General features: G+C 43.7%; 13 protein-coding genes, 2 rRNA genes and 1 riboswitch. Of the genes, 4 read left to right on the top strand and 11 right to left on the bottom strand.

Features of this window, described 5'->3' with window-relative positions; all coding sequences use genetic code 11:
• Positions 1 to 2,927: ribosomal RNA gene (locus NSS77_RS06850) — 23S ribosomal RNA — on the bottom strand.
• Between the two features lie 296 nt (positions 2,928 to 3,223).
• Positions 3,224 to 4,776, bottom strand: a 16S ribosomal RNA gene (locus NSS77_RS06845).
• The 16S and 23S rRNA genes sit together here, the layout of an rRNA operon.
• Positions 4,777 to 5,019: 243 nt before the next feature.
• Between NSS77_RS06845 and NSS77_RS06840 the strand changes: the two genes are divergently transcribed.
• Positions 5,020 to 5,667, top strand: coding sequence for a hypothetical protein (locus NSS77_RS06840; RefSeq protein ID WP_342470929.1), 648 nt, complete (start codon positions 5,020 to 5,022; stop codon positions 5,665 to 5,667).
• 170 nt (positions 5,668 to 5,837) lie between these two features.
• Here NSS77_RS06840 and NSS77_RS06835 read toward each other — a convergent pair whose 3' ends face one another.
• Entirely contained in the window at positions 5,838 to 6,536 is a 699-nt protein-coding gene (locus tag NSS77_RS06835) for a KinB-signaling pathway activation protein (protein WP_342470928.1), read from the bottom strand.
• 152 nt (positions 6,537 to 6,688) lie between these two features.
• On the opposite strand from NSS77_RS06835, the gene gerD reads away from it, so the two are divergent.
• Positions 6,689 to 7,303, top strand: coding sequence for a spore germination lipoprotein GerD (gene gerD / locus NSS77_RS06830; protein ID WP_342470927.1), 615 nt, complete (start codon positions 6,689 to 6,691; stop codon positions 7,301 to 7,303).
• A gap of 72 nt (positions 7,304 to 7,375) precedes the next feature.
• Here the strand turns inward: gerD and NSS77_RS06825 are convergent, their stop codons facing one another.
• The 4 genes from NSS77_RS06825 to NSS77_RS06810 all read right to left on the bottom strand — a co-directional run bounded on the left by NSS77_RS06825 (position 7,376) and on the right by NSS77_RS06810 (position 13,007).
• A complete protein-coding gene (locus NSS77_RS06825; protein WP_342470926.1) occupies positions 7,376 to 8,431 on the bottom strand; it encodes a P-loop NTPase in 1,056 nt (351 codons plus the stop codon).
• Positions 8,432 to 8,514: 83 nt separating this feature from the next.
• Positions 8,515 to 9,228, bottom strand: a complete 714-nt coding sequence (gene cwlD, locus NSS77_RS06820) for an N-acetylmuramoyl-L-alanine amidase CwlD (protein ID WP_342470925.1) — start codon at positions 9,226 to 9,228, stop codon at positions 8,515 to 8,517.
• A 232-nt stretch (positions 9,229 to 9,460) separates the two neighbouring features.
• Positions 9,461 to 11,275, bottom strand: coding sequence for an ABC transporter ATP-binding protein (locus tag NSS77_RS06815; RefSeq protein ID WP_342470924.1), 1,815 nt, complete (start codon positions 11,273 to 11,275; stop codon positions 9,461 to 9,463).
• Complete coding sequence (locus NSS77_RS06810; RefSeq protein ID WP_342470923.1) at positions 11,268 to 13,007, bottom strand: ABC transporter ATP-binding protein; 1,740 nt, start codon at positions 13,005 to 13,007, stop codon at positions 11,268 to 11,270. The genes NSS77_RS06815 and NSS77_RS06810 overlap by 8 nt, the downstream gene beginning before the upstream one ends.
• A gap of 199 nt (positions 13,008 to 13,206) precedes the next feature.
• Positions 13,207 to 13,381: riboswitch (cobalamin riboswitch) on the top strand.
• Between the two features lie 93 nt (positions 13,382 to 13,474).
• Here NSS77_RS06810 and cobT point away from each other — a divergent pair.
• Positions 13,475 to 14,545 (top strand): nicotinate-nucleotide--dimethylbenzimidazole phosphoribosyltransferase, encoded by a 1,071-nt coding sequence (gene cobT, locus NSS77_RS06805; RefSeq protein WP_342470922.1) that lies wholly within the window; start codon positions 13,475 to 13,477, stop codon positions 14,543 to 14,545.
• Between the two features lie 62 nt (positions 14,546 to 14,607).
• Here the strand turns inward: cobT and NSS77_RS06800 are convergent, their stop codons facing one another.
• The gene (locus NSS77_RS06800) at positions 14,608 to 15,678 is read right to left on the bottom strand and encodes a sorbosone dehydrogenase family protein (protein ID WP_342470921.1); all 1,071 of its coding nucleotides are present in this window, start codon (positions 15,676 to 15,678) and stop codon (positions 14,608 to 14,610) included.
• Between the two features lie 289 nt (positions 15,679 to 15,967).
• Here NSS77_RS06800 and NSS77_RS06795 point away from each other — a divergent pair, with 289 nt between their 5' ends.
• Positions 15,968 to 17,614: an IS1182 family transposase gene (locus tag NSS77_RS06795; RefSeq protein ID WP_342468433.1), complete on the top strand. Its 1,647-nt coding sequence runs from the start codon at positions 15,968 to 15,970 to the stop codon at positions 17,612 to 17,614.
• Positions 17,615 to 17,681: 67 nt separating this feature from the next.
• Here NSS77_RS06795 and NSS77_RS06790 read toward each other — a convergent pair whose 3' ends face one another.
• From NSS77_RS06790 to NSS77_RS06780, 3 genes are all read right to left on the bottom strand, one after another.
• Positions 17,682 to 18,518, bottom strand: coding sequence for a cobalamin-binding protein (locus tag NSS77_RS06790; protein ID WP_342470920.1), 837 nt, complete (start codon positions 18,516 to 18,518; stop codon positions 17,682 to 17,684).
• A 137-nt stretch (positions 18,519 to 18,655) separates the two neighbouring features.
• Positions 18,656 to 19,420: an ABC transporter permease gene (locus NSS77_RS06785; protein WP_342470919.1), complete on the bottom strand. Its 765-nt coding sequence runs from the start codon at positions 19,418 to 19,420 to the stop codon at positions 18,656 to 18,658.
• Between the two features lie 4 nt (positions 19,421 to 19,424).
• Positions 19,425 to 20,393 (bottom strand): ABC transporter substrate-binding protein, encoded by a 969-nt coding sequence (locus tag NSS77_RS06780; protein WP_342470918.1) that lies wholly within the window; start codon positions 20,391 to 20,393, stop codon positions 19,425 to 19,427.
• Positions 20,394 to 20,571: the final 178 nt, after the last annotated feature.

Here is a 20,571-nt window from a genome sequence, read left to right as displayed (position 1 = left end):
TTGGTTAAGTCCTCGATCGATTAGTATCCGTCAGCTCCACACGTCACCGTGCTTCCACCTCGGACCTATCTACCTCATCGTCTTTGAGGGATCTTACTTGCTTATGCAATGGGAAATCTCATCTTGAGGGGGGCTTCATGCTTAGATGCTTTCAGCACTTATCCCGTCCACACATAGCTACCCAGCTGTGCCTTTGGCAAGACAACTGGTACACCAGCGGTGTGTCCATCCCGGTCCTCTCGTACTAAGGACAGCTCCTCTCAAATTTCCTGCGCCCACGACGGATAGGGACCGAACTGTCTCACGACGTTCTGAACCCAGCTCGCGTACCGCTTTAATGGGCGAACAGCCCAACCCTTGGGACCGACTACAGCCCCAGGATGCGATGAGCCGACATCGAGGTGCCAAACCTCCCCGTCGATGTGGACTCTTGGGGGAGATAAGCCTGTTATCCCCGGGGTAGCTTTTATCCGTTGAGCGATGGCCCTTCCATGCGGAACCACCGGATCACTAAGCCCGTCTTTCGACCCTGCTCGACTTGTAGGTCTCGCAGTCAAGCTCCCTTATGCCTTTACACTCTGCGAATGATTTCCAACCATTCTGAGGGAACCTTTGGGCGCCTCCGTTACCTTTTGGGAGGCGACCGCCCCAGTCAAACTGTCCACCTGACACTGTCTCCCAAGCCGATCAGGCTTGCGGGTTAGAATTTCAGTACAACCAGGGTAGTATCCCAAGGGCGCCTCCAGGGAAGCTGGCGCTCCCCCTTCTACGGCTCCTACCTATCCTGTACAAGTTGCACCGAAATTCAATATCAGGTTACAGTAAAGCTCCACGGGGTCTTTCCGTCCTGTCGCGGGTAACCTGCATCTTCACAGGTACTATAATTTCACCGAGTCTCTCGTTGAGACAGTGCCCAGATCGTTACGCCTTTCGTGCGGGTCGGAACTTACCCGACAAGGAATTTCGCTACCTTAGGACCGTTATAGTTACGGCCGCCGTTTACTGGGGCTTCAATTCGGAGCTTCGCTTGCGCTAACTCCTCCTCTTAACCTTCCAGCACCGGGCAGGCGTCAGCCCCTATACGTCACCTTGCGGTTTTGCAGAGACCTGTGTTTTTGATAAACAGTCGCCTGGGCCTATTCACTGCGGCTCATCGGGGCTTGCACCCCAATGAGCACCCCTTCTCCCGAAGTTACGGGGTCATTTTGCCGAGTTCCTTAACGAGAGTTCTCTCGCTCACCTTAGGATTCTCTCCTCGACTACCTGTGTCGGTTTGCGGTACGGGCACCTCCCGCCTCGCTAGAGGCTTTTCTTGGCAGTGTGAAATCAGGAACTTCGCCTCCAAAGAGGCTCCCCATCACCGCTTGGCGTTACGGGAAGCGGATTTGCCTACTTCCCCGCCTTGCGGCTTGGACACGCGCGACCAACGGCGTGCTTTCCCTATCCTCCTGCGTCCCCCCATTGCTCAAACGGCGGGGAGGTGGTACAGGAATATCAACCTGTTGTCCATCGCCTACGCCTTTCGGCCTCGGCTTAGGTCCCGACTAACCCTGAGCGGACGAGCCTTCCTCAGGAAACCTTAGTCATTCGGTGGATGGGATTCTCACCCATCTTTCGCTACTCATACCGGCATTCTCACTTCTAAGCGCTCCACCAGTCCTTCCGGTCTGACTTCTGCGCACTTAGAACGCTCTCCTACCACTCGTGCGAAGCACGAATCCACAGCTTCGGTGAACCGTTTAGCCCCGATACATTTTCGGCGCAGCGTCACTCGACCAGTGAGCTATTACGCACTCTTTAAATGATGGCTGCTTCTAAGCCAACATCCTGGTTGTCTAAGCAACGCCACATCCTTTTCCACTTAACGGTTACTTTGGGACCTTAGCTGGTGGTCTGGGCTGTTTCCCTCTTGACCACGGATCTTATCACTCGTAGTCTGACTCCCGCGTCTAAATAGCTGGCATTCGGAGTTTGTCTGAATTCGGTAACCCGAGGTGGGCCCCTAGTCCAAACAGTGCTCTACCTCCAGTATTCGTTACGCGAGGCTAGCCCTAAAGCTATTTCGGAGAGAACCAGCTATCTCCAAGTTCGATTGGAATTTCTCCGCTACCCACACCTCATCCCCGCACTTTTCAACGTGCGTGGGTTCGGGCCTCCAGTGAGTGTTACCTCACCTTCACCCTGGACATGGGTAGATCACCTGGTTTCGGGTCTACGACCACGTACTCTTTCGCCCTATTCAGACTCGCTTTCGCTGCGGCTCCGTCTCCTCGACTTAACCTTGCACGTAATCGTAACTCGCCGGTTCATTCTACAAAAGGCACGCCATCACCCGTTAACGGGCTCTGACTACTTGTAGGCACACGGTTTCAGGTTCTCTTTCACTCCCCTCCCGGGGTGCTTTTCACCTTTCCCTCACGGTACTGGTTCACTATCGGTCACTAGGGAGTATTTAGCCTTGGGAGATGGTCCTCCCGGATTCCGACGGAATTTCACGTGTTCCGCCGTACTCAGGATCCACTCTGGAGAGGATGGATTTTCGACTACAGGGCTGTTACCTTCTACGGCCGTCCTTTCCAGAACGGTTCGTCTAACCCATCCTTTTGTAACTCCGTATAGAGTGTCCTACAACCCCAAGAGGCAAGCCTCTTGGTTTGGGCTGTTCCCGTTTCGCTCGCCGCTACTCAGGGAATCGATGTTTCTTTCTTCTCCTCCAGGTACTTAGATGTTTCAGTTCCCTGGGTGTGCCCTCTTAACGCTATGAATTCACGTTAAGATACTGCTCCATTACGAGCAGTGGGTTGCCCCATTCGGAAATCTCCGGATCAAAGCTTACTTACAGCTCCCCGAAGCATATCGGTGTTAGTCCCGTCCTTCATCGGCTCCTAGTGCCAAGGCATCCACCGTGCGCCCTTACTAACTTAACCTTGCGGCTTACGATTTGCTTGCGCCTCGTAACCCTTGATGGTTTGCTTTTCTATCAGAAAAGCGTAAGAACTTTACAGTAAATTTCTTGCTTTCAATGTCGTTTATCCAGTTTTCAAAGAACAAGCCTACTGACTTCGTTCGCAACTTGAATTTACGTCAGCGAATCAGCTCCATGCAGGCTTGCGACGAGTAATGATTTCACTTCTCGAATACGCATCGCGCAGGAGCAACGTTTGAAGGTATGAACCTTCAAAACTGAACCCAAAACGTTAATGTTTTCCGTTTATATCCTTAGAAAGGAGGTGATCCAGCCGCACCTTCCGATACGGCTACCTTGTTACGACTTCACCCCAATCATCTGTCCCACCTTCGGCGGCTGGCTCCCGGAGGGTTACCTCACCGACTTCGGGTGTTACAGACTCTCGTGGTGTGACGGGCGGTGTGTACAAGGCCCGGGAACGTATTCACCGCGGCATGCTGATCCGCGATTACTAGCGATTCCGGCTTCATGCAGGCGAGTTGCAGCCTGCAATCCGAACTGAGAGTGGCTTTTTGGGATTCGCTCCCCCTCGCGGGTTTGCTGCCCTTTGTACCACCCATTGTAGCACGTGTGTAGCCCAGGTCATAAGGGGCATGATGATTTGACGTCATCCCCACCTTCCTCCGTATTTGTACGGCAGTCTCCTTAGAGTGCCCAACTGAATGATGGCAACTAAGGACAAGGGTTGCGCTCGTTGCGGGACTTAACCCAACATCTCACGACACGAGCTGACGACAACCATGCACCACCTGTCACCGCTGTCCCCGAAGGGAAGGCCATGTCTCCATGGCGGTCAGCGGGATGTCAAGACCTGGTAAGGTTCTTCGCGTTGCTTCGAATTAAACCACATGCTCCACCGCTTGTGCGGGCCCCCGTCAATTCCTTTGAGTTTCAGTCTTGCGACCGTACTCCCCAGGCGGAGTGCTTAATGCGTTAGCTGCAGCACTAAGGGGCGGAAACCCCCTAACACCTAGCACTCATCGTTTACGGCGTGGACTACCAGGGTATCTAATCCTGTTTGCTCCCCACGCTTTCGCGCCTCAGCGTCAGTTACAGGCCAGGAAGCCGCCTTCGCCACTGGTGTTCCTCCATATCTCTACGCATTTCACCGCTACACATGGAATTCCGCTTCCCTCTCCTGCACTCAAGTCTCCCAGTTTCCAATGACCCTCCCCGGTTGAGCCGGGGGCTTTCACATCAGACTTAAGAGACCGCCTGCGCGCGCTTTACGCCCAATAATTCCGGACAACGCTTGCCACCTACGTATTACCGCGGCTGCTGGCACGTAGTTAGCCGTGGCTTTCTAGTAAGGTACCGTCAGGGCGCAGCCAGTGACTGCTGCGCTTGTTCTTCCCTTACAACAGAGCTTTACGATCCGAAGACCTTCTTCGCTCACGCGGCGTTGCTCCATCAGGCTTTCGCCCATTGTGGAAGATTCCCTACTGCTGCCTCCCGTAGGAGTCTGGGCCGTGTCTCAGTCCCAGTGTGGCCGATCACCCTCTCAGGTCGGCTACGCATCGTCGCCTTGGTAGGCCGTTACCCCACCAACTAGCTAATGCGCCGCGGGCCCATCCTATAGTGATAGCAGAACCATCTTTCAACCCCGAAGCATGCGCTTCGGTGTGTTATCCGGTATTAGCACGCGTTTCCGCGAGTTATCCCGGTCTATAGGGCAGGTTACCCACGTGTTACTCACCCGTCCGCCGCTAACCAATTAAAAAGCAAGCTTTCTAATTGGTCCGCTCGACTTGCATGTATTAGGCACGCCGCCAGCGTTCGTCCTGAGCCAGGATCAAACTCTCCATAAAAGAAAATTTGATTAGCTCAAACTTTTGTCCGTATCCAATCCGTCGACGAGGGTCAACGAATTGGAAAATTTATATCATTAACGTTTCGGTGTTCAGTTTTCAAGGTTCATTTGACATGTTTCGTTGTCTTTCGACGACTTTTCCATAATATCATCTGTCAATCATGAAAGTCAACACTTTTTCATAAGTTTTTTTAGGAACGATTTTTCATTCAATAAAATCAGATAAAAAGGGGACAAACTGATGTTTCGTAAATTGTTCATTGCACTATTTATAATGGCAATTATCTTTTTGGTTTATCCACAGAAAAATTCATTGATTTCCGTTTTTCGAATGACCGATGAACCTCTTGTCATATCAAAAGGGAATTACGGACAATCATTAATAATAGAGATTTCTTTTACCCATGATGGATTCCCTGAATGGTTGGAGTCTCTCAATGCGCCCTATCCAATCTTAATGCTGGATGCAAGTTGGATTGAGCGTTCCCCTAAGCTGGTGGAAGTGATACAAAAGAAAAACATTCCCGCTGGTTTGTTGGGGGGATTGGGCAAAGAAGAATATAGCATAGAAGCCTTCAAAAAGGAAGTGGAAGTTTACGAGAAATATTTTGGCAAGAAACCGCTATGGTTTATGACAAGGGATTATGAATTTCCCGAAAATCTGAAGCAGGCAGTTTTTAATGAAGAAATTAATTTATTATCACCATCCCACATATACGACGAAGGAAAAAAATACAACGACGTAAAAGGGGCCATCGTTAGTATTCAACTCCACGAACAAACGAAGCCCGATTTTAAAAAACTCTCTGAATTCATGAAAACCCATAAATTTATCTCTTTGGAAGAAAACATTTTCGGTTATTCCATCAAATCCACAAAAATGCCATGACAATGGATGCCATCCCCTTAGCTGTATTATTTACAACTAAAATAAATGTATCTGCCTGGTAATCAACGTTTATGAAAAAATTGTCCAAAAGGGTTAAAAAACTGCCCGGAACTTTTTCCGGACAGTTTTTCTATTGCTTCTTCAGACTTTTTTAAACAGCGGAAGCATCTTCATTTTGACTCGTTTGCAATATTTTTCATATTCAACTTTTTCTGTTGTCTCGCTTTTTTTCGTTCCTCTAATTTTTTACGGTCTTCATCTGATTTTTTATTGTATTTTGGCAAAGCTAATATTTGATAAGCGTTTACAGCCACCAAAGGGAACAACAACAAAGCAACATATGTATCAATATTGCCTTTGCGTCCCATCAAAGGAATAATCCATTCTAATGATGTGATAACAATCATAAAGAACATTGCCGATATCAAAATATGCTTTTTGCCGGTCAATTGGACTTTTTTGATTGCTGTTGCAATTGCGCCGGAAATCAGGAGTATCAGCAAACCGATATAAAACAGCCAATCTTTCACATTTTCAGCGGCAGGGGCAAAGCGGAAAATAATCAAATCTCCTATAACGACAATCATCAGCAAAACTTGTACCCAGTTCCATAACGTTAACGTTCTGAAAACGCCAACCCCAATTTGATGAATGGTCAAGTAAGCAAAGAAGCCTGCTTGAGCAATTACGCTCATGGTGAAGCCCAAAAAAATCATCCAAAGAAAAGCAGCAAGGAATTCTCCGATTTCTCCTGCAGCCAAGTAATCATTAAAAAAATTCCAACGAATGATGAGACCTGCCACGCCTGTGACGATACCGCCTATGAGCATACACATCAAGAAAAATTTAAACCAATTTCGTATTGTCACAATAATGCTCCCCTTATTTTTTTCACTTTAATCATTATTTTATCAATGGTTTTTTAAAAAAGCTATCCAAGTTCTAAACATGTACATATTTATTAAGAGAAATGTGAACAATAATGAAAAATAGAGCCTTTATATAGAAAGGACTGAGAAAGGTGAATAATCCCCTGTTCAATCGATTGTTAACCCTGTTGTTGATATTGATTTTGCTTGCGAGTTGTTCTGAATCACCGAATGCGCAACCTTCTTATGAAGAAGTGAAAAAAATCGTTGTTGATGCGATTCAAACAGAAGAGGGCAAAAAGGCGATACGGCAATTATTAGAAGATCCCAGCTTCAGGGAACTGGTGGTGCTTGAGCATGACGAAGTGGAAACAGCTATCAACAACTCATTGATGTCAGATCAGGCTTCCGATTTCTGGAAAAAGACCTTTGAAGATCCGAAGTTTAAGGAATCGATGGCGAAAAGCATGAAAGAACAGCAGACCGAAATCATGAAGCAATTGATGAAAGATGCGTCCTTTCAAGAAGACTTGATTTCTTTCTTTGGACAGCCTGAGATGAAGAAAGAATTGGAATCTATCCTAAAAAGCGCGGAATTGAGGAAAGAGATTGAAAAAGTGGTAATGGAAACAATTGAAAGTCCATTACTGCAAACAAAATGGCAAGAGTTGATTAAAAAGAGCGGTGAATCCGGTGGTTCTAAAGAAAAAGGAAAAGAAGAAAGTGGTGGACAAGAAGGGCAAGGACAAGATGGTGGAGGCAGCTAATACAGTTGATAAAACGATGTTTAAAAAGAGCGAATTGGAAAACTCAGCGTTTTCACAATTCGCTCTTATCTTTTATTGTTCCAATTTATCAATCACTTTTTGAGCAATATCCATATAAATTTTGCCCGTTGGATGGTCTGGTTCGTAAATGGAAGGTGCAAAATCTTCGTCATTCCAATCAGGTTGTCCTAACGGGATTTGTCCCAATAAATCCGTGCGCAATTCTTCCGCAAGTTTTTGTCCTCCGCCTTTGCCAAAGACATATTCCCGCTCGCCGGATTTTGACTCATACCAAGACATGTTTTCAATAACGCCAAGCACTTCATGATTCGTTTGAACCGCCATTGCTCCAGCACGTGCTGCGACAAATGCCGCTGTTGGATGTGGAGTTGTGACAATGATTTCTCTTGAAGCTGGCAATGCTTGGTGAACATCCAGCGCTACGTCACCAGTTCCCGGCGGCAAATCCAATAGAAGATAGTCGATATCTCCCCATTCAACATCGCGTAAGAATTGATCCAACACTTTTCCCAGCATTGGCCCGCGCCAAATGATCGGTGCGTTGTTTTCCACAAAGAATCCCATGGAAATGACCTTAACCCCTTTACGTTCCACAGGATAAATCCGATCATTTTTTACAGTTGGCATTTCTTCGATTCCCATCATATCAGGAACACTGAATCCATAAATATCCGCATCGACCAAGCCCACTTTTTTTCCTAAACGTGCTAAAGCAACCGCCAAATTGACGGATACGGTAGATTTTCCGACGCCGCCTTTCCCTGATGCAATGGCAATCACTTTTACTGTGGATAAAGGCGATAAAATATCATGCGTCTCTTCTTCTGTCGCTTTTCCGCGGAAACTTTCAATGACTTCAGCTGGCAGTTCTTCAAATCGAATTCCAACTGTGGAAGCGCCGGCTTCCTTTAACTTCTCAACGATTTTCATCTGCAATTGCAATTGTTCCGGCGTATTTGTTTTGGCAATCGCCACTTTAACGCTTACATGATTTTTTTCTTCTTTTATTGATACATTGACGATACCGTTTGTTTCTTTCAGCGTTCTATGTAAAAACGGGTCTTCCAGTTGTCCTACAATTTCGCGGACTTGTTGTTCATTAATCACGTTAAACACTCCCCTATATATGCTTCCGATGATAGTATAAGTATAACACACCGATTGACTATTAATAGCTATATTTACACCGCTTATTCAATCTCCAAATTTACATAGTTTTCAATTCCGTCCACAATTGCATCCGCCATTTTTTCTTGATATTTTCCATCTGATAATAAGGCTCTTTCTTCCGGATTGCTCAAAAATCCCGTTTCCACAAGAACAGCTGGAACTTCCGCTTTTTTCAATAAGTAAATTTGTTTGATGGCTAAAGCTTCCCGATCGGTATTTTGCAGCTTTTCCTTAATGGAAGATTGGATGGCTTTCGCAAGCAGTTCGCTGTTTGGGTGACCTTCTTTATGGTAAAACACTTGTGCGCCTCTCCATTTTTCTTCCGGGATTGCATTTGCATGGATGGTGATGAAAATATCAGGATCGTTTTCTTTTACAATCTGTTCCCGTAAAAAGATATCTTGTTTTTTCCTCTCCCGTAAAGTGGCAAATTCTTCGCTAGGTGCATGTTCCGAAAGCACGTCTCCATCCGTTGTTCTTGTCATGACCACTTCCGCACCCAAACGTTTTAATTTTCTTTCCACTTTTTTTGCAATTGCCAGTGTAACATCTTTTTCAATTACATTTTCCGCCGATGCGCCTCCATCAATTCCTCCATGGCCTGCATCGATCACGATTCTCACCCCTCCAAGTGGCTCCGGAAGGAAAAATCGATTATCTGACGCGCTTGTCTCATACATCACCACCAACAAACAGCAGAGCAAAATGACAATTAGTGCAATCCATCGTTTCAAATCTACTACACCGCCTTTTGCAACCTTTTGCACTACTATACGCTGGAAGGAGGGCTTGTATGAGTAAAGAATATTGATATCTTTTAATGTAAATCTTTCTAGATTCAACGATGGCACGTTTCTCATCGTTAATATAAAAAAACGGTTGCAAATGAACCCGAACAAGTTGCAGCAAGTATTTCTTCCTTCATTGAAAAAAGCCGCCCCACAGATATATAGGGGGCAGCCATTTTTAAAGGTATTCTCCTTGAAGGGATTGTTTTTGCAATTGGGCATAAAATCCATTCAATTTCATTAAGGATTCATGGTTTCCTTGCTCAACAATTTCCCCATCTTTAATGACCAATATGCGGTCGGCACTTTCGATGGTTTTTAAACGATGGGCAATGACAAAGCTGGTACGGCCTTTCATCAAATTATTTAATCCTTTCTGGATATGCACTTCGGTCATTGTGTCGATGCTGGAAGTCGCTTCATCCAAAATTAAAATGTCGGGGTCTTTTAAAATGGCCCGGGCAATGGCAATGAGTTGTCTTTGTCCCTGGCTCAAGTTTTTGCCGCCCGATTCGATGATGGTTTCATATTGTTCCGGCAAATATTTAATAAACGAATGGGCATATGCGATTTTTGCCGCCCTTTCCACTTCTTCATCCGTCGCATCCAGTTTCCCGAACCGGATATTTTCTCTCACCGTTCCGGAAAATAAGTAGGTATCTTGCAGCACGACGCCAATGGAATCCCGCAAATGTTCCATGGAATAGGATTTTATATTCACACCATCAATCAAGATTTCCCCGCCTGTCACATCATAAAATCGGCTCAATAACTGGACAATCGTTGTTTTTCCTGAACCCGTCGGACCGACAAGGGCAACGATTTCACCGGCATTCACTTTAAAAGAAAGATTTTTTAATACCGGCTTATCTTTTACATAATGAAAACTGACATTGCGGAATTCCACATTTCCTTCCAATGGACGTTTGGGAAGGGCATGTGGGGAATCCATCACTTCAACCGGTTCATCCAATATTTCAAATACCCTTTCTGCACCGGCGATGGCCGATTGAAAGGTGTTCAATAAGTTCGATAATTGATTGATTGGACGGAAAAATTGTCTTGCATAAGTTAAGAAAGAGGCAATCACCCCCACCGAAACAAGGGAGTTCACCGCCAAAACCGCACCTGCTCCAATGATTAATCCTTGCCCAAGGTTATTGATAAAGTTATTCGTCGGACCCAACAAACCGGATACAATTTCTGAGCGCATCGCGGAATGGCGCAGTTTTTCATTTGCTTGACCGAACTGTTGAATCGTCTGTTGTTCTTTCCCGAAAAGAGTCACAATTTCCGAATTGGAGATTGTTTCTTCAATATATCCATTCAGATTTCCCAAATCCCGTTGGCGATTCCGATAATTCACGCTGCTCCGTTTGATAATTTGCTTTGTTGCGAAAACAATTAATGGAATCACAAGAAGAGTCACAATCGCCAGAATCCAATTTAAATACAACATCGCAATGGCTGTTCCAACAAGCGATAATATAGACGATATAATTTGAATAACGCTTTGGGAAAGGGCGAAATTCAAATTGTCGATATCGTTTGTCATGCGGCTCATCAAATCGCCTTGCTGTTTTTGGTGGAAAAACGGAATGGGCAATGACTGCAATTTTTCAAACAGCTCAAGTCTCAAATTTTGAATGGTTTTTAATGATGCCCGAATCATGATAAAGGTTTGCAACCAAGTAAAAAGGGAAGATGAAATGAAAATGGCGGCAAGCAATAGTCCCATTCGGACAGTCCCTTTTATATCGAGAGGCAAAATATAATGGTCGATAATGTATCCAATCATAAAAGGTCCTAAAATATTTAATATGGATGTAATCACAACAAGAAAAATGACGCTGATAATGCTTATCCTTTGTTTCTTTAAATAACTCCAAATCCGTTTGAGGGTGGCCTTTTGATTTTTTGCCTTTGCAGCCGGCCCATGACCCCTGCCCGGACCACGGCCTCTGCCGGAAAGGGATTCCTGCAATCTATTCATAGAGCACACCTCCCTTTTCAACTTGAGTTGCAACAATTTCTCTATAATGTTCACTTGTTTTCAATAATTCTTCGTGGGTTCCTTGTGCCACAATGCGTCCATCTTCCAAAACCAGGATGAGATCGGCATGTTTAATCGAAGAAATCTTAGATGAAACGATAAACTTCGTGCTTCCTTCAAGCGCTTCCTTCATATTTTTTCGGATCACTTTTTCCGTAATACTATCCACTGCTGAAGTTGTATCATCCAAAACCAGAATTTTCGGTTTCCGGATTAATGCACGGCTCATGGCCAACCGTTGTTTTTGACCCCCTGATAAATTGGTTGCCCCTTGGGTCAATTCATGTTGTGTTTTTTTATCCAGTTTTTCCACAAACTCATAAGCATTCGATGCGACCAGTGCCTCTTGAATTTCCTCTTCTGTTGCATCACTTTTTCCGTATTTCAAGTTTTCTTCAATTGTTGTGGAAAACAATGTTGCTTTTTGAGGTGCAAAAGCCAATGAGCCTCTCAATGTTTCAATGTCATATTGCCGGATCGGGATGTCATCGATGTAAATCGTTCCTTCATCCACATCCATTAGACGGGCAAGCAATTTGATCAATGTGGATTTCCCGCTGCCGGTCATGCCGATGATTCCTACCGTGCTGCCCGCTTTCGCTTCAAAGGTAATATTTTTTAACACCGGTTCCACCTGTTTGTTATAAGAGAAACTTACATTCTCAAATCGCACATCTCCTCGGATTTCTTTTTTCACCGGATTTTCCGCGTTTATAATATCCCGCTGCTCCTCCAACACGACAACGACACGTTCCGCGCTCGGAATGGCCCGTGCGATTTGAATGAGTACGTTGCTGGAGCTCATTAGTCCGTTCATGATCATCATCAAATAGTTGATGAAGGCCACAATGACCCCGATTTCAATGGCGCCCGCTTCCACCTTTACTACTCCGAGCATAAGCGCCAAAACAATCCCGATATTGACAACAAACTGCGTGATCGGCGTCAATGCGGCAATGACTTGATCGGCGGTCATATTGCGCTTCGCCAATTCTTCGTTGACACCTGCAAATTGCTTCACTTGATGGCGCATGCGGTTAAAGGCTTTAATGACACGGATGCCTGATAAATTTTCCTGTACACGGGTATTCACAACATCGATCGTTTCCTGGACTTTCCGGAATAATGAAATCGATAATTTAATAAACACATATAAACAGACGATCAGGACAGGGACAACAAAAAATAATACGGAAAATAAATCTCTTGCCGTAAAGAAGACGACCACGACAGCCCCGACAAACATGAAAGGGCCCCGGACAAATATTTTCAACAGCATGTTTAACGCCCTTTGCAGCATTTCCACATCATTGGTCAAGTTCGTAATCAGTTTCCCCAACGTAAATTTGTCCTTATTGCTGTTAGAAAAATAGGTGATGGTTTCATATAAATCTGCCCGAATATCGGATGCAAAGTTGACGGCCGCTTTCGAACTGAAATACGTGCAGCCCGCCCCTCCAAACCATCCTATAATTGCACATACCATCATTGCAGCAAACATCACCATGATATGTGTTGGGTCCTTTGTCGCGATCCCTTCGTCGATTATTTTTTGCATAATGGTCGGCTGGATCAAATCCATTGCCACTTCCAATATCATGAGGATTGGCGCCAATATCGCAAAATGCTTATAGGGCTTCAAATATTTTGAAAGTTTTATCGCTGCATGCATGTTCTAACTCCTTCTCCACCTTTGTATCAGCAACTATGTATACATATGTTTACAGATGACCACCCGAATTGTATACAACTGTATAGATGATCGTCAAACCAATCAGCTTCTACCGATTCCAACGTTCAATTTACTTTTCATGCAAAAGATTTAAAACATCTTGACGAAACTTTATTTTCATCATACATTATTTAGAAAAAGAATATCCACGTAATTAGGTGCCCTTTATGGGAGAATAGGGAATAAAGTGAGAATCTTTAGCGGACCCACCACTGTATGGGGGAGCAATATGGAATATGCCACTGGGAAACTGGGAAGGCCCATAGTTGCGATGAACCTGAGCCAGGAGACCTGCCTGATTACTTGAAACATACAGTACGATGGTAAAGTCTGTAGTTTATTTGGCATGCCAATAAACTGCAGACTTTTATTTATTATTGAAAAAATTAATTGATGGGGGAATTGAAATGGAACTATTGCAATCAACATTGCAAGCTATTCAACCAGTAAACAAAGAAATCATGAAACAGGCGAGGGAAAAAGTGGATGCCCTTTGCAAACCGCCAGGCAGTTTAGGAAAATTGGAACAAATCGCGGTACAACTTGCCGGGATTACGGAAAAACTGGAGCTGGATGTATCCAATAAAGCGGTTATATCATTGGCCGCCGATCACGGTGTCTATGAAGAAAATGTATCCAATAACCCTCAAATTGTAACGGTGATGCAGTCCATTGGTTTCGCCAAAGGGTTTACCGGTGTGTGCGCCATTGCAAGAGCGGCAGGAGCCAAAGTGGTTTCTGTCGATGTCGGCATCAATGCCGATTTGCCGGAAACTTCTGGCGTAATTAATAAAAAAGTACGATACGGGACTGCGAATATGGCCAAAGAACCGGCTATGTCACGGGAAGAAGCCATCCGGGCCATTGAAGTGGGCATCGAAGTGGCCAATGATCAAGTAAAACAAGGGGTCAACGTTTTAGCAACCGGGGAAATGGGCATTTGCAATACCACAGCAAGCAGTGCGGTTTTAGCGGCTCTTTTTGGCTATGACCCTGGTGAAGTAACCGGAATGGGGGCGGGTGTCGATAGCATTCAACATAAAATTGATGTAATTCGTCGTGCAATAGAAATCAATCAACCAAATCCTGATGATCCAATTGATGTTTTGGCGAAAGTGGGCGGATTGGAATTGGGCGGAATGGCCGGTGTCGTGCTAAGTGCCGCAGCCAACCGCATTCCGGTAGTGATCGACGGCTTTATTTCCACTGTTTCCGCATTAATCGCTTATCAATTGGAACCAAAAGTGAAGGATTACATTATTCCATCCCACATGTCAGAAGAACCTGGGGCAAAAATCGCCAGCGAATTATTGGGATTGGAGCCGATGTTAAACATGAACATGCGGCTAGGAGAAGGTTCCGGTGCAGCCCTTGCTTTCCCTATCCTGGACGCGGCATGTTCAATGATGAATACAATGACGACTTTGGAAGAGTCCAATCAATACATGCAACAAATCATGGAGAATCAAAGATCTTAAGACGGACGGCAAAATGGAAGGCTGTTTAGAAAGCGGCGCGCTTTTTCAACAGCCTTTTTTCATTATGGCTTTAATTCTGATAAAGCCATTCGATAAAGTTTGTCATCATTTTCCCCCGGTTTTCCCCGGCCATCCGTATTATTGGTTACAAAGTATAAATTATCCCCTTCAATGAATACATCCCGAATCCGCCCCAAACCGCTGATCACTTCTTTTGTTGTTCCTGCGTTTAAATCAAACTCCAACACCGCTTCCCCCCGTAATGCCGCAACATACAACTTCCCATCTGTATAGACCATCCCCGAAGGCGCCCATGTTTTATTGGAACCGGATGTAAACAATGGAGAAACCATGCCTTCCTTTTCCTCTTTCCCTTCGATGACCGGCCAGCCGTAATTTTTCCCCGGCTCAATCCGGTTGATTTCATCATTGGCACTATTTCCATGTTCACTTGCATAAAGGGTTCCATCCGGTGCCCAAGCGAGCCCTTGGGGGTTGCGGTGGCCGAAACTGTAAACATAAGAGTTCGGAACAGGATTATCTGAAGGAATGGAACCATCCAAATTGAGCCTTAAGATTTTCCCTCCAAGGGCATTTACATCCTGTGCGATGGATGACTGCAATGCGTCTCCGGCTGTCGCATAAAGCTTGCCATCCGGGCCAATTTTCAGCCTTCCGCCATGATGAACCGGCCCGCTCGGTATGTGATCGAGCAACACTTCTTCCTCAACCCATGAATCATTTTCCAGCCTCAACCGGACGATGCGATTAATTTGCCCCTTGGAATCCGTATAAGTGTAGTATGCAAATGCCTTGTTGGACTCTTGGAAATCGGGGGCTAAGACAAATCCTAACAAACCGGCTTCTGATGCTGTGGAAAGGGGCTTTTCCAAATTGACGGACTGCCTTTCCACCCGCCCATTTTCAATTTTCACCACATTTCCGACCCGCTCCGATAAATAAAAAGTGTTTCCTGACTTGTCAATGGACCATGGTATTTGAAGATTGCTCGCAATGACTTCCAGATTATTGCCCGAAGAGGTTTCCACGGCTTTCGGAGGTTGTTTGGGCGAACAAGCGGATAATATGAACACAAACCCGACGAATATGACAAACATTTTAATTCCCTTCATCGCTCTCATTACCTTCCTTGTTTGAATGAATCTCCAAAGCTTATTTATTTGCGACTTACCCAAAAAATTTGTTTTCAAAACCAATGGTAGCCAAAATCTTCCCATCTAATCCTACAAGACCAATAAAAAAAGAGGCTGGGACAAAACCCTCCTCTAAAATGGAAACAGCCCATGAAATGTTGGAATGAAATTTCATGGGCTATTACTATTTTTTTAATAAAAATTAAGGACATCTTCTGATAAAATTTAAGTATCTACCCCAAAAAATTTTATCAAAGGAAGTGTCCTTATGTTCAAATATTATAACATGAATCAATTAGTTTTGCCTCTAGATTTAGAAATAAAATTACAAGAAAATGATATTGCCTTCCACATTCACCATTTAGTTGAAAGTATCCCCGATGAAGCCTTTCAGCCGTTTCTTCGAAATACAGGTTGTCCTGCTTATCATCCACGCATGATGCTAAAAATTATTTTGTGTGCTTATTCCCAATCAGTCTTTTCAGGTCGGAAAATTGAAGCCCTTTTAAAGGACAGTATTCGGATGATGTGGTTGGCACAAGGCTATGAACCAAGTTATCGGACGATCAATCGTTTTCGTGTGCATCCGGAAGTAAAAGAATTAATTCGTCAATGTTTTGTCCAATTCCGTTGCCAACTGGTGGAAGAAAAATTAATTGATCAAGAAGCAATTTTCATTGACGGTACAAAGATTGAAGCGAATGCCAACCGATTTACTTTTGTGTGGAAAAAATCCATTGAAAAATACAACAAAAGCTTAATTGAAAAATCCAATCAGCTCTACAACGAACTGTTAGAGAAGGAAATCATCCCTGAAATGGAGCGGGAAAGTGATGGGGAATTGTCCGTAGAAGAACTCGCTCAAATGGTGCAACAAGTCGATGAAGTGATTACGGAATATGACCAAAAGATAGAAGCATCGCCCGATGCCACAGAACGAAAAGCATTAAGAAGCGAACGGAAATATCCGAAGCGAGTGTACAAACAGTTGATTGACTTGATTTTACGTAAACAAAAGTATCAAAAAGACTTCGAAATCTTGGGTGAACGGAATAGTTATTCCAAAACAGACTTAGATGCGACGTTCATGCGAATGAAAGACGACTATATGAAAAACGGTCAATTGAAGGCTGGATACAACGTACAAATCGCAACAGAAGGTCAATACGCACTGGCTTATGGCATTTTTCCAAATCCTACCGATACACGTACATTGATTCCGTTCTTGAATGAGATTGAGAAGCATTATTTTCCATTGCCAAAATATATTGTCGCAGATGCTGGTTATGGTAGTGAACAGAACTATGAGGACATCCTTTCGAATCGAAAATGTGAGGCACTTATTCCATATACCATGTATGAGAAAGAACAAAAGAAGAAATATAAACAAAACCCATTTCATCCAGACAATTGGATGTACGACGAAGAAAGTGATACCTACATTTGTCCGAATCAGCAGCGAGTAACCTTCCGTTATCGTTCTGTACGTACCGATAAGACCGGTTTTAAACGAGAATTGAAAATCTATGAATGTGAAAACTGTTCAGGATGTCCATTTCGTTCATCATGCACAAAAGCAAAGGAAGGCAATCACCGAAAGGTCATGGTGAATGAAAAATGGGAACGACAAAAAGAATATGTAAGAGCGAAGCTTTCAGAAGAAAAAGCAGGTTCTATTTTCCGTCAACGTAAAATGGACGTAGAACCAGTTTTTGGATTCTTGAAGGCTAATTTGCGTTTCACTCGATTTTCCGTCCGAGGAAAATCGAAGGTGGAAAATGAAATGGGGATTGCCTTAATGGCCGTGAATTTACGGAAATACACGGCCAACAAAGATCAACTGACCAAAAATAATGGAGAGAAATGGAAAAAGGAGAATTTGAGTTGGCTCAAATTCTCCTTTTTCCTATTTTGAAGCTAGTTTTGTCCCAGCCTCTTCTAAACGAGGATATATCCAATCCCCTTCCGTTCCCCAAAGTATACTATAAAGAATTTTCTTTTTCTTCTTCACCAAGCAATGGATCCTTTCCATCATAAGGAGGAAAGATTTGCGGGTGCAAAAGGGCCGCCAACTTGCATAATCCTTGCAACAGTTTTGGAGAAGGACGGCAAAATAAGGCCTCTTCCAATATATAAAATTCGTTATTTTGAATGCTTTTCATTTCTTGAATTCCTGGGCGCTTCATTATCACTTTTGGATTCACTCTTTCTGTTTCAACACCTACCCATGCAATGCAAAACACATCCGGATTTCTCTTTTTTACTTCTTCCCATTCTGTTTGAACATTGGCCTCTTGAAAATCTTCAAATATATTTTTTCCCCCAGCAAGTTCAGCCAATTCCGTCAACCAATTTGTCGCACCGGGCGTAAAAATCGGCTTGGCCCACCATTCAAAATAAACGGTTTTCCTGTGTTCAACTTGTTGAGATAATTTCCGGTACTTCTCCAGCATATCCATAAATTTTTGATAAATCCTCTTTGCCTCATCCTCTGTATTTGTCATTTCACCAACGCATAGTAAAGTTTCCCCGACTTCCGCAAGGGTTTTTGGATTCGGCACAATTTGATACGGAATCTTCCGTTTTTCCAGTTCTTCAATATTCCGTTCCATTCCAGGGACGGAAAGGGAAGCTAATACTAAATCCGGTTTCAGCTCTTCCACCTTTTCTATATCAATATTTAAATCTCCGCCTAATCGCGGCAATTGTTCAATTTCTTTCGGCCAATCAGAATAATCATCCACCCCGACTAAAGAAGATGCCAAACCTAAATAGCCTACAAGTTCCGTATTGCTTGGACAAATGGAAACTAGACGCATTTCTCTCCCCCCTCGTAAACTTTGTGAATGTATTTTTCGATGCAGCAAGGGAAAATCCTCTCTTTTCAAAAAAAAAATGCCCAAATTCTTGCCTGCAGCGAAGAAATTGAGCTTTTTTTCTTAGAAATGGGGAAATCTTATGCACTTTGTCTTCCCCAAATACGGTTGATCCAGCTTTCAAACAAGCCAACTGCCCGGTCCAAAATAAAGCCTGCAACCCCGATAAACACAATACCCGCCATCACCAAATCCAATCTCATGGAATTTCGCGCATCGACAATCAAATAGCCAAGGCCTGATTGGGAGCCAACCATTTCTCCGGATACTAAGAAGATCCAGGCCGTTCCTACCGCGATATGGAGGCCATTGGCAATATACGGAAAAACAGCCGGGAAAATAATTTTTCTCAAAATTTCGAACTTCTTAATTTCAAAGTTTTGGGCCACTTTCAAATAAGTAGGTTCCACCTTTCTTACGGCTGCAACAGTGGACAATAATACCGGGAAAAAGGCGGCAATAAAGATGATGACAATGGCCGGAATATTCCCAATCCCAAACCAAAGCACGATAAACGGCGACCAGGCAATCGGAGAAACAGGACGCAACACTTGAACGATTGGGTCAATCACGCCCCATAATAAAGGAATTCTTCCAAGAACCAGTCCCAATAAAATGGCTACAACCACCGCTGATAGATAACCGGAAATGAAACGCAATAAACTTACTTGCAAATGAACCAATAATGTTCCGTCAGTAATTAAAGATACAATTCCTTCCCACACTAAAGAAGGCGGTGGAAATAAAGCGGCTTCGTAATCGCCCGCTACAACCATAAACTGCCAAGCCCCAATTAAAATGGCAAATCCTATAATGGCGTTAATGAAAAATTTATAGTTCTTCATTCTCTCACTTCGCTTTTTCTATAAAAGAATTGTTAACAAAGTCTTCATATGCCGGAGGATTATCGAAGAGTCCCATTTCCACCAGATGATTAGACAATTCTTCATAATCTTCCTGATTGATTTTTAAATCATCGTAAGAAATCCATTCTAAAGACAAATCAAGCACATTTTGTTCCACATTCAAATAATTGGATAACATGTCCTTCACATGCGCATCTTTTTGTTCGGCAGCATGGCCCGCCGCAATATAGTAATTCACAAATTCCTGTGCGAGTTCGCTTTCCTGTTCAATAAACTCTTTGCGCAATACTAATGAACAGTCAATGGAGTTTTTCCAAATTTCATTATCTTGATAAAGCACCTTTCCTTTATCTAGGGAGACGGATACGGCGCCAAATGGTTCTGCCACCACATAGCCGGATATTCTCCCTTCAGAAAGAGCGGCCGACATTTCCGCAGGCGGCAATTCCACAACATTTACATCTTCATATTTCAAACCGTTTTGTTTCAACAATTGATAAAGTAATACATTTTGAGTCGAGAATTTATGCGGAATGGCAAAACTTTTTCCTTTTAAATCTGCAACTTGATTAATATCTTTGGAGACAACCACCACGTTGCCATCACGATGTCCTAATGCCACAGCATTCAAATCAATGCCTTGTTCCTTTGCTTTCATGGCAAGAGTAATTAGCATGGATGCCCCATCAATGCGGCCTGTATTCAAAGCATCGGAAAGCTCAGTCCAAGAACCAAATTTAATGAGCTCCAAATTAAAGTTTTGATATTCTTCCAGTTCTTTTTCCACAAATAATGGCACCGCATGTGTTATTGGCAAATAACCGATTTTGATTGTTTTCTTTCCATTTCCGCTTGTTGCAGATGAATTCTCTCCTTCAGAATTGCAAGCATATAAACTTAATAGAAGAATCGTTGCAAGAACAAACAATAACCCTTTTTTAATTCGTTTCATGACTACCCATCCAATCTATTTTTTCATTTGCAAAAATTAAATACTCAACTTTCGCAGTCCAAAATCTTGTTTAAATGCTTGATGTAAATGGGTTTTGGAAGTACAAAATTATCATTTGACATTTTTTAAAACATAAAGAAAGACACCTATTCTTTTGGTAAAATATTGGTGACGAAAC

The organism is Ureibacillus sp. FSL K6-3587 (assembly GCF_038593165.1).
Taxonomy (GTDB): Bacteria; Bacillota; Bacilli; order Bacillales_A; family Planococcaceae; genus Ureibacillus; species Ureibacillus suwonensis.
Note: the sequence above shows the minus strand (reverse complement) of the source record. Positions and strands in the feature narration are given on the sequence as shown.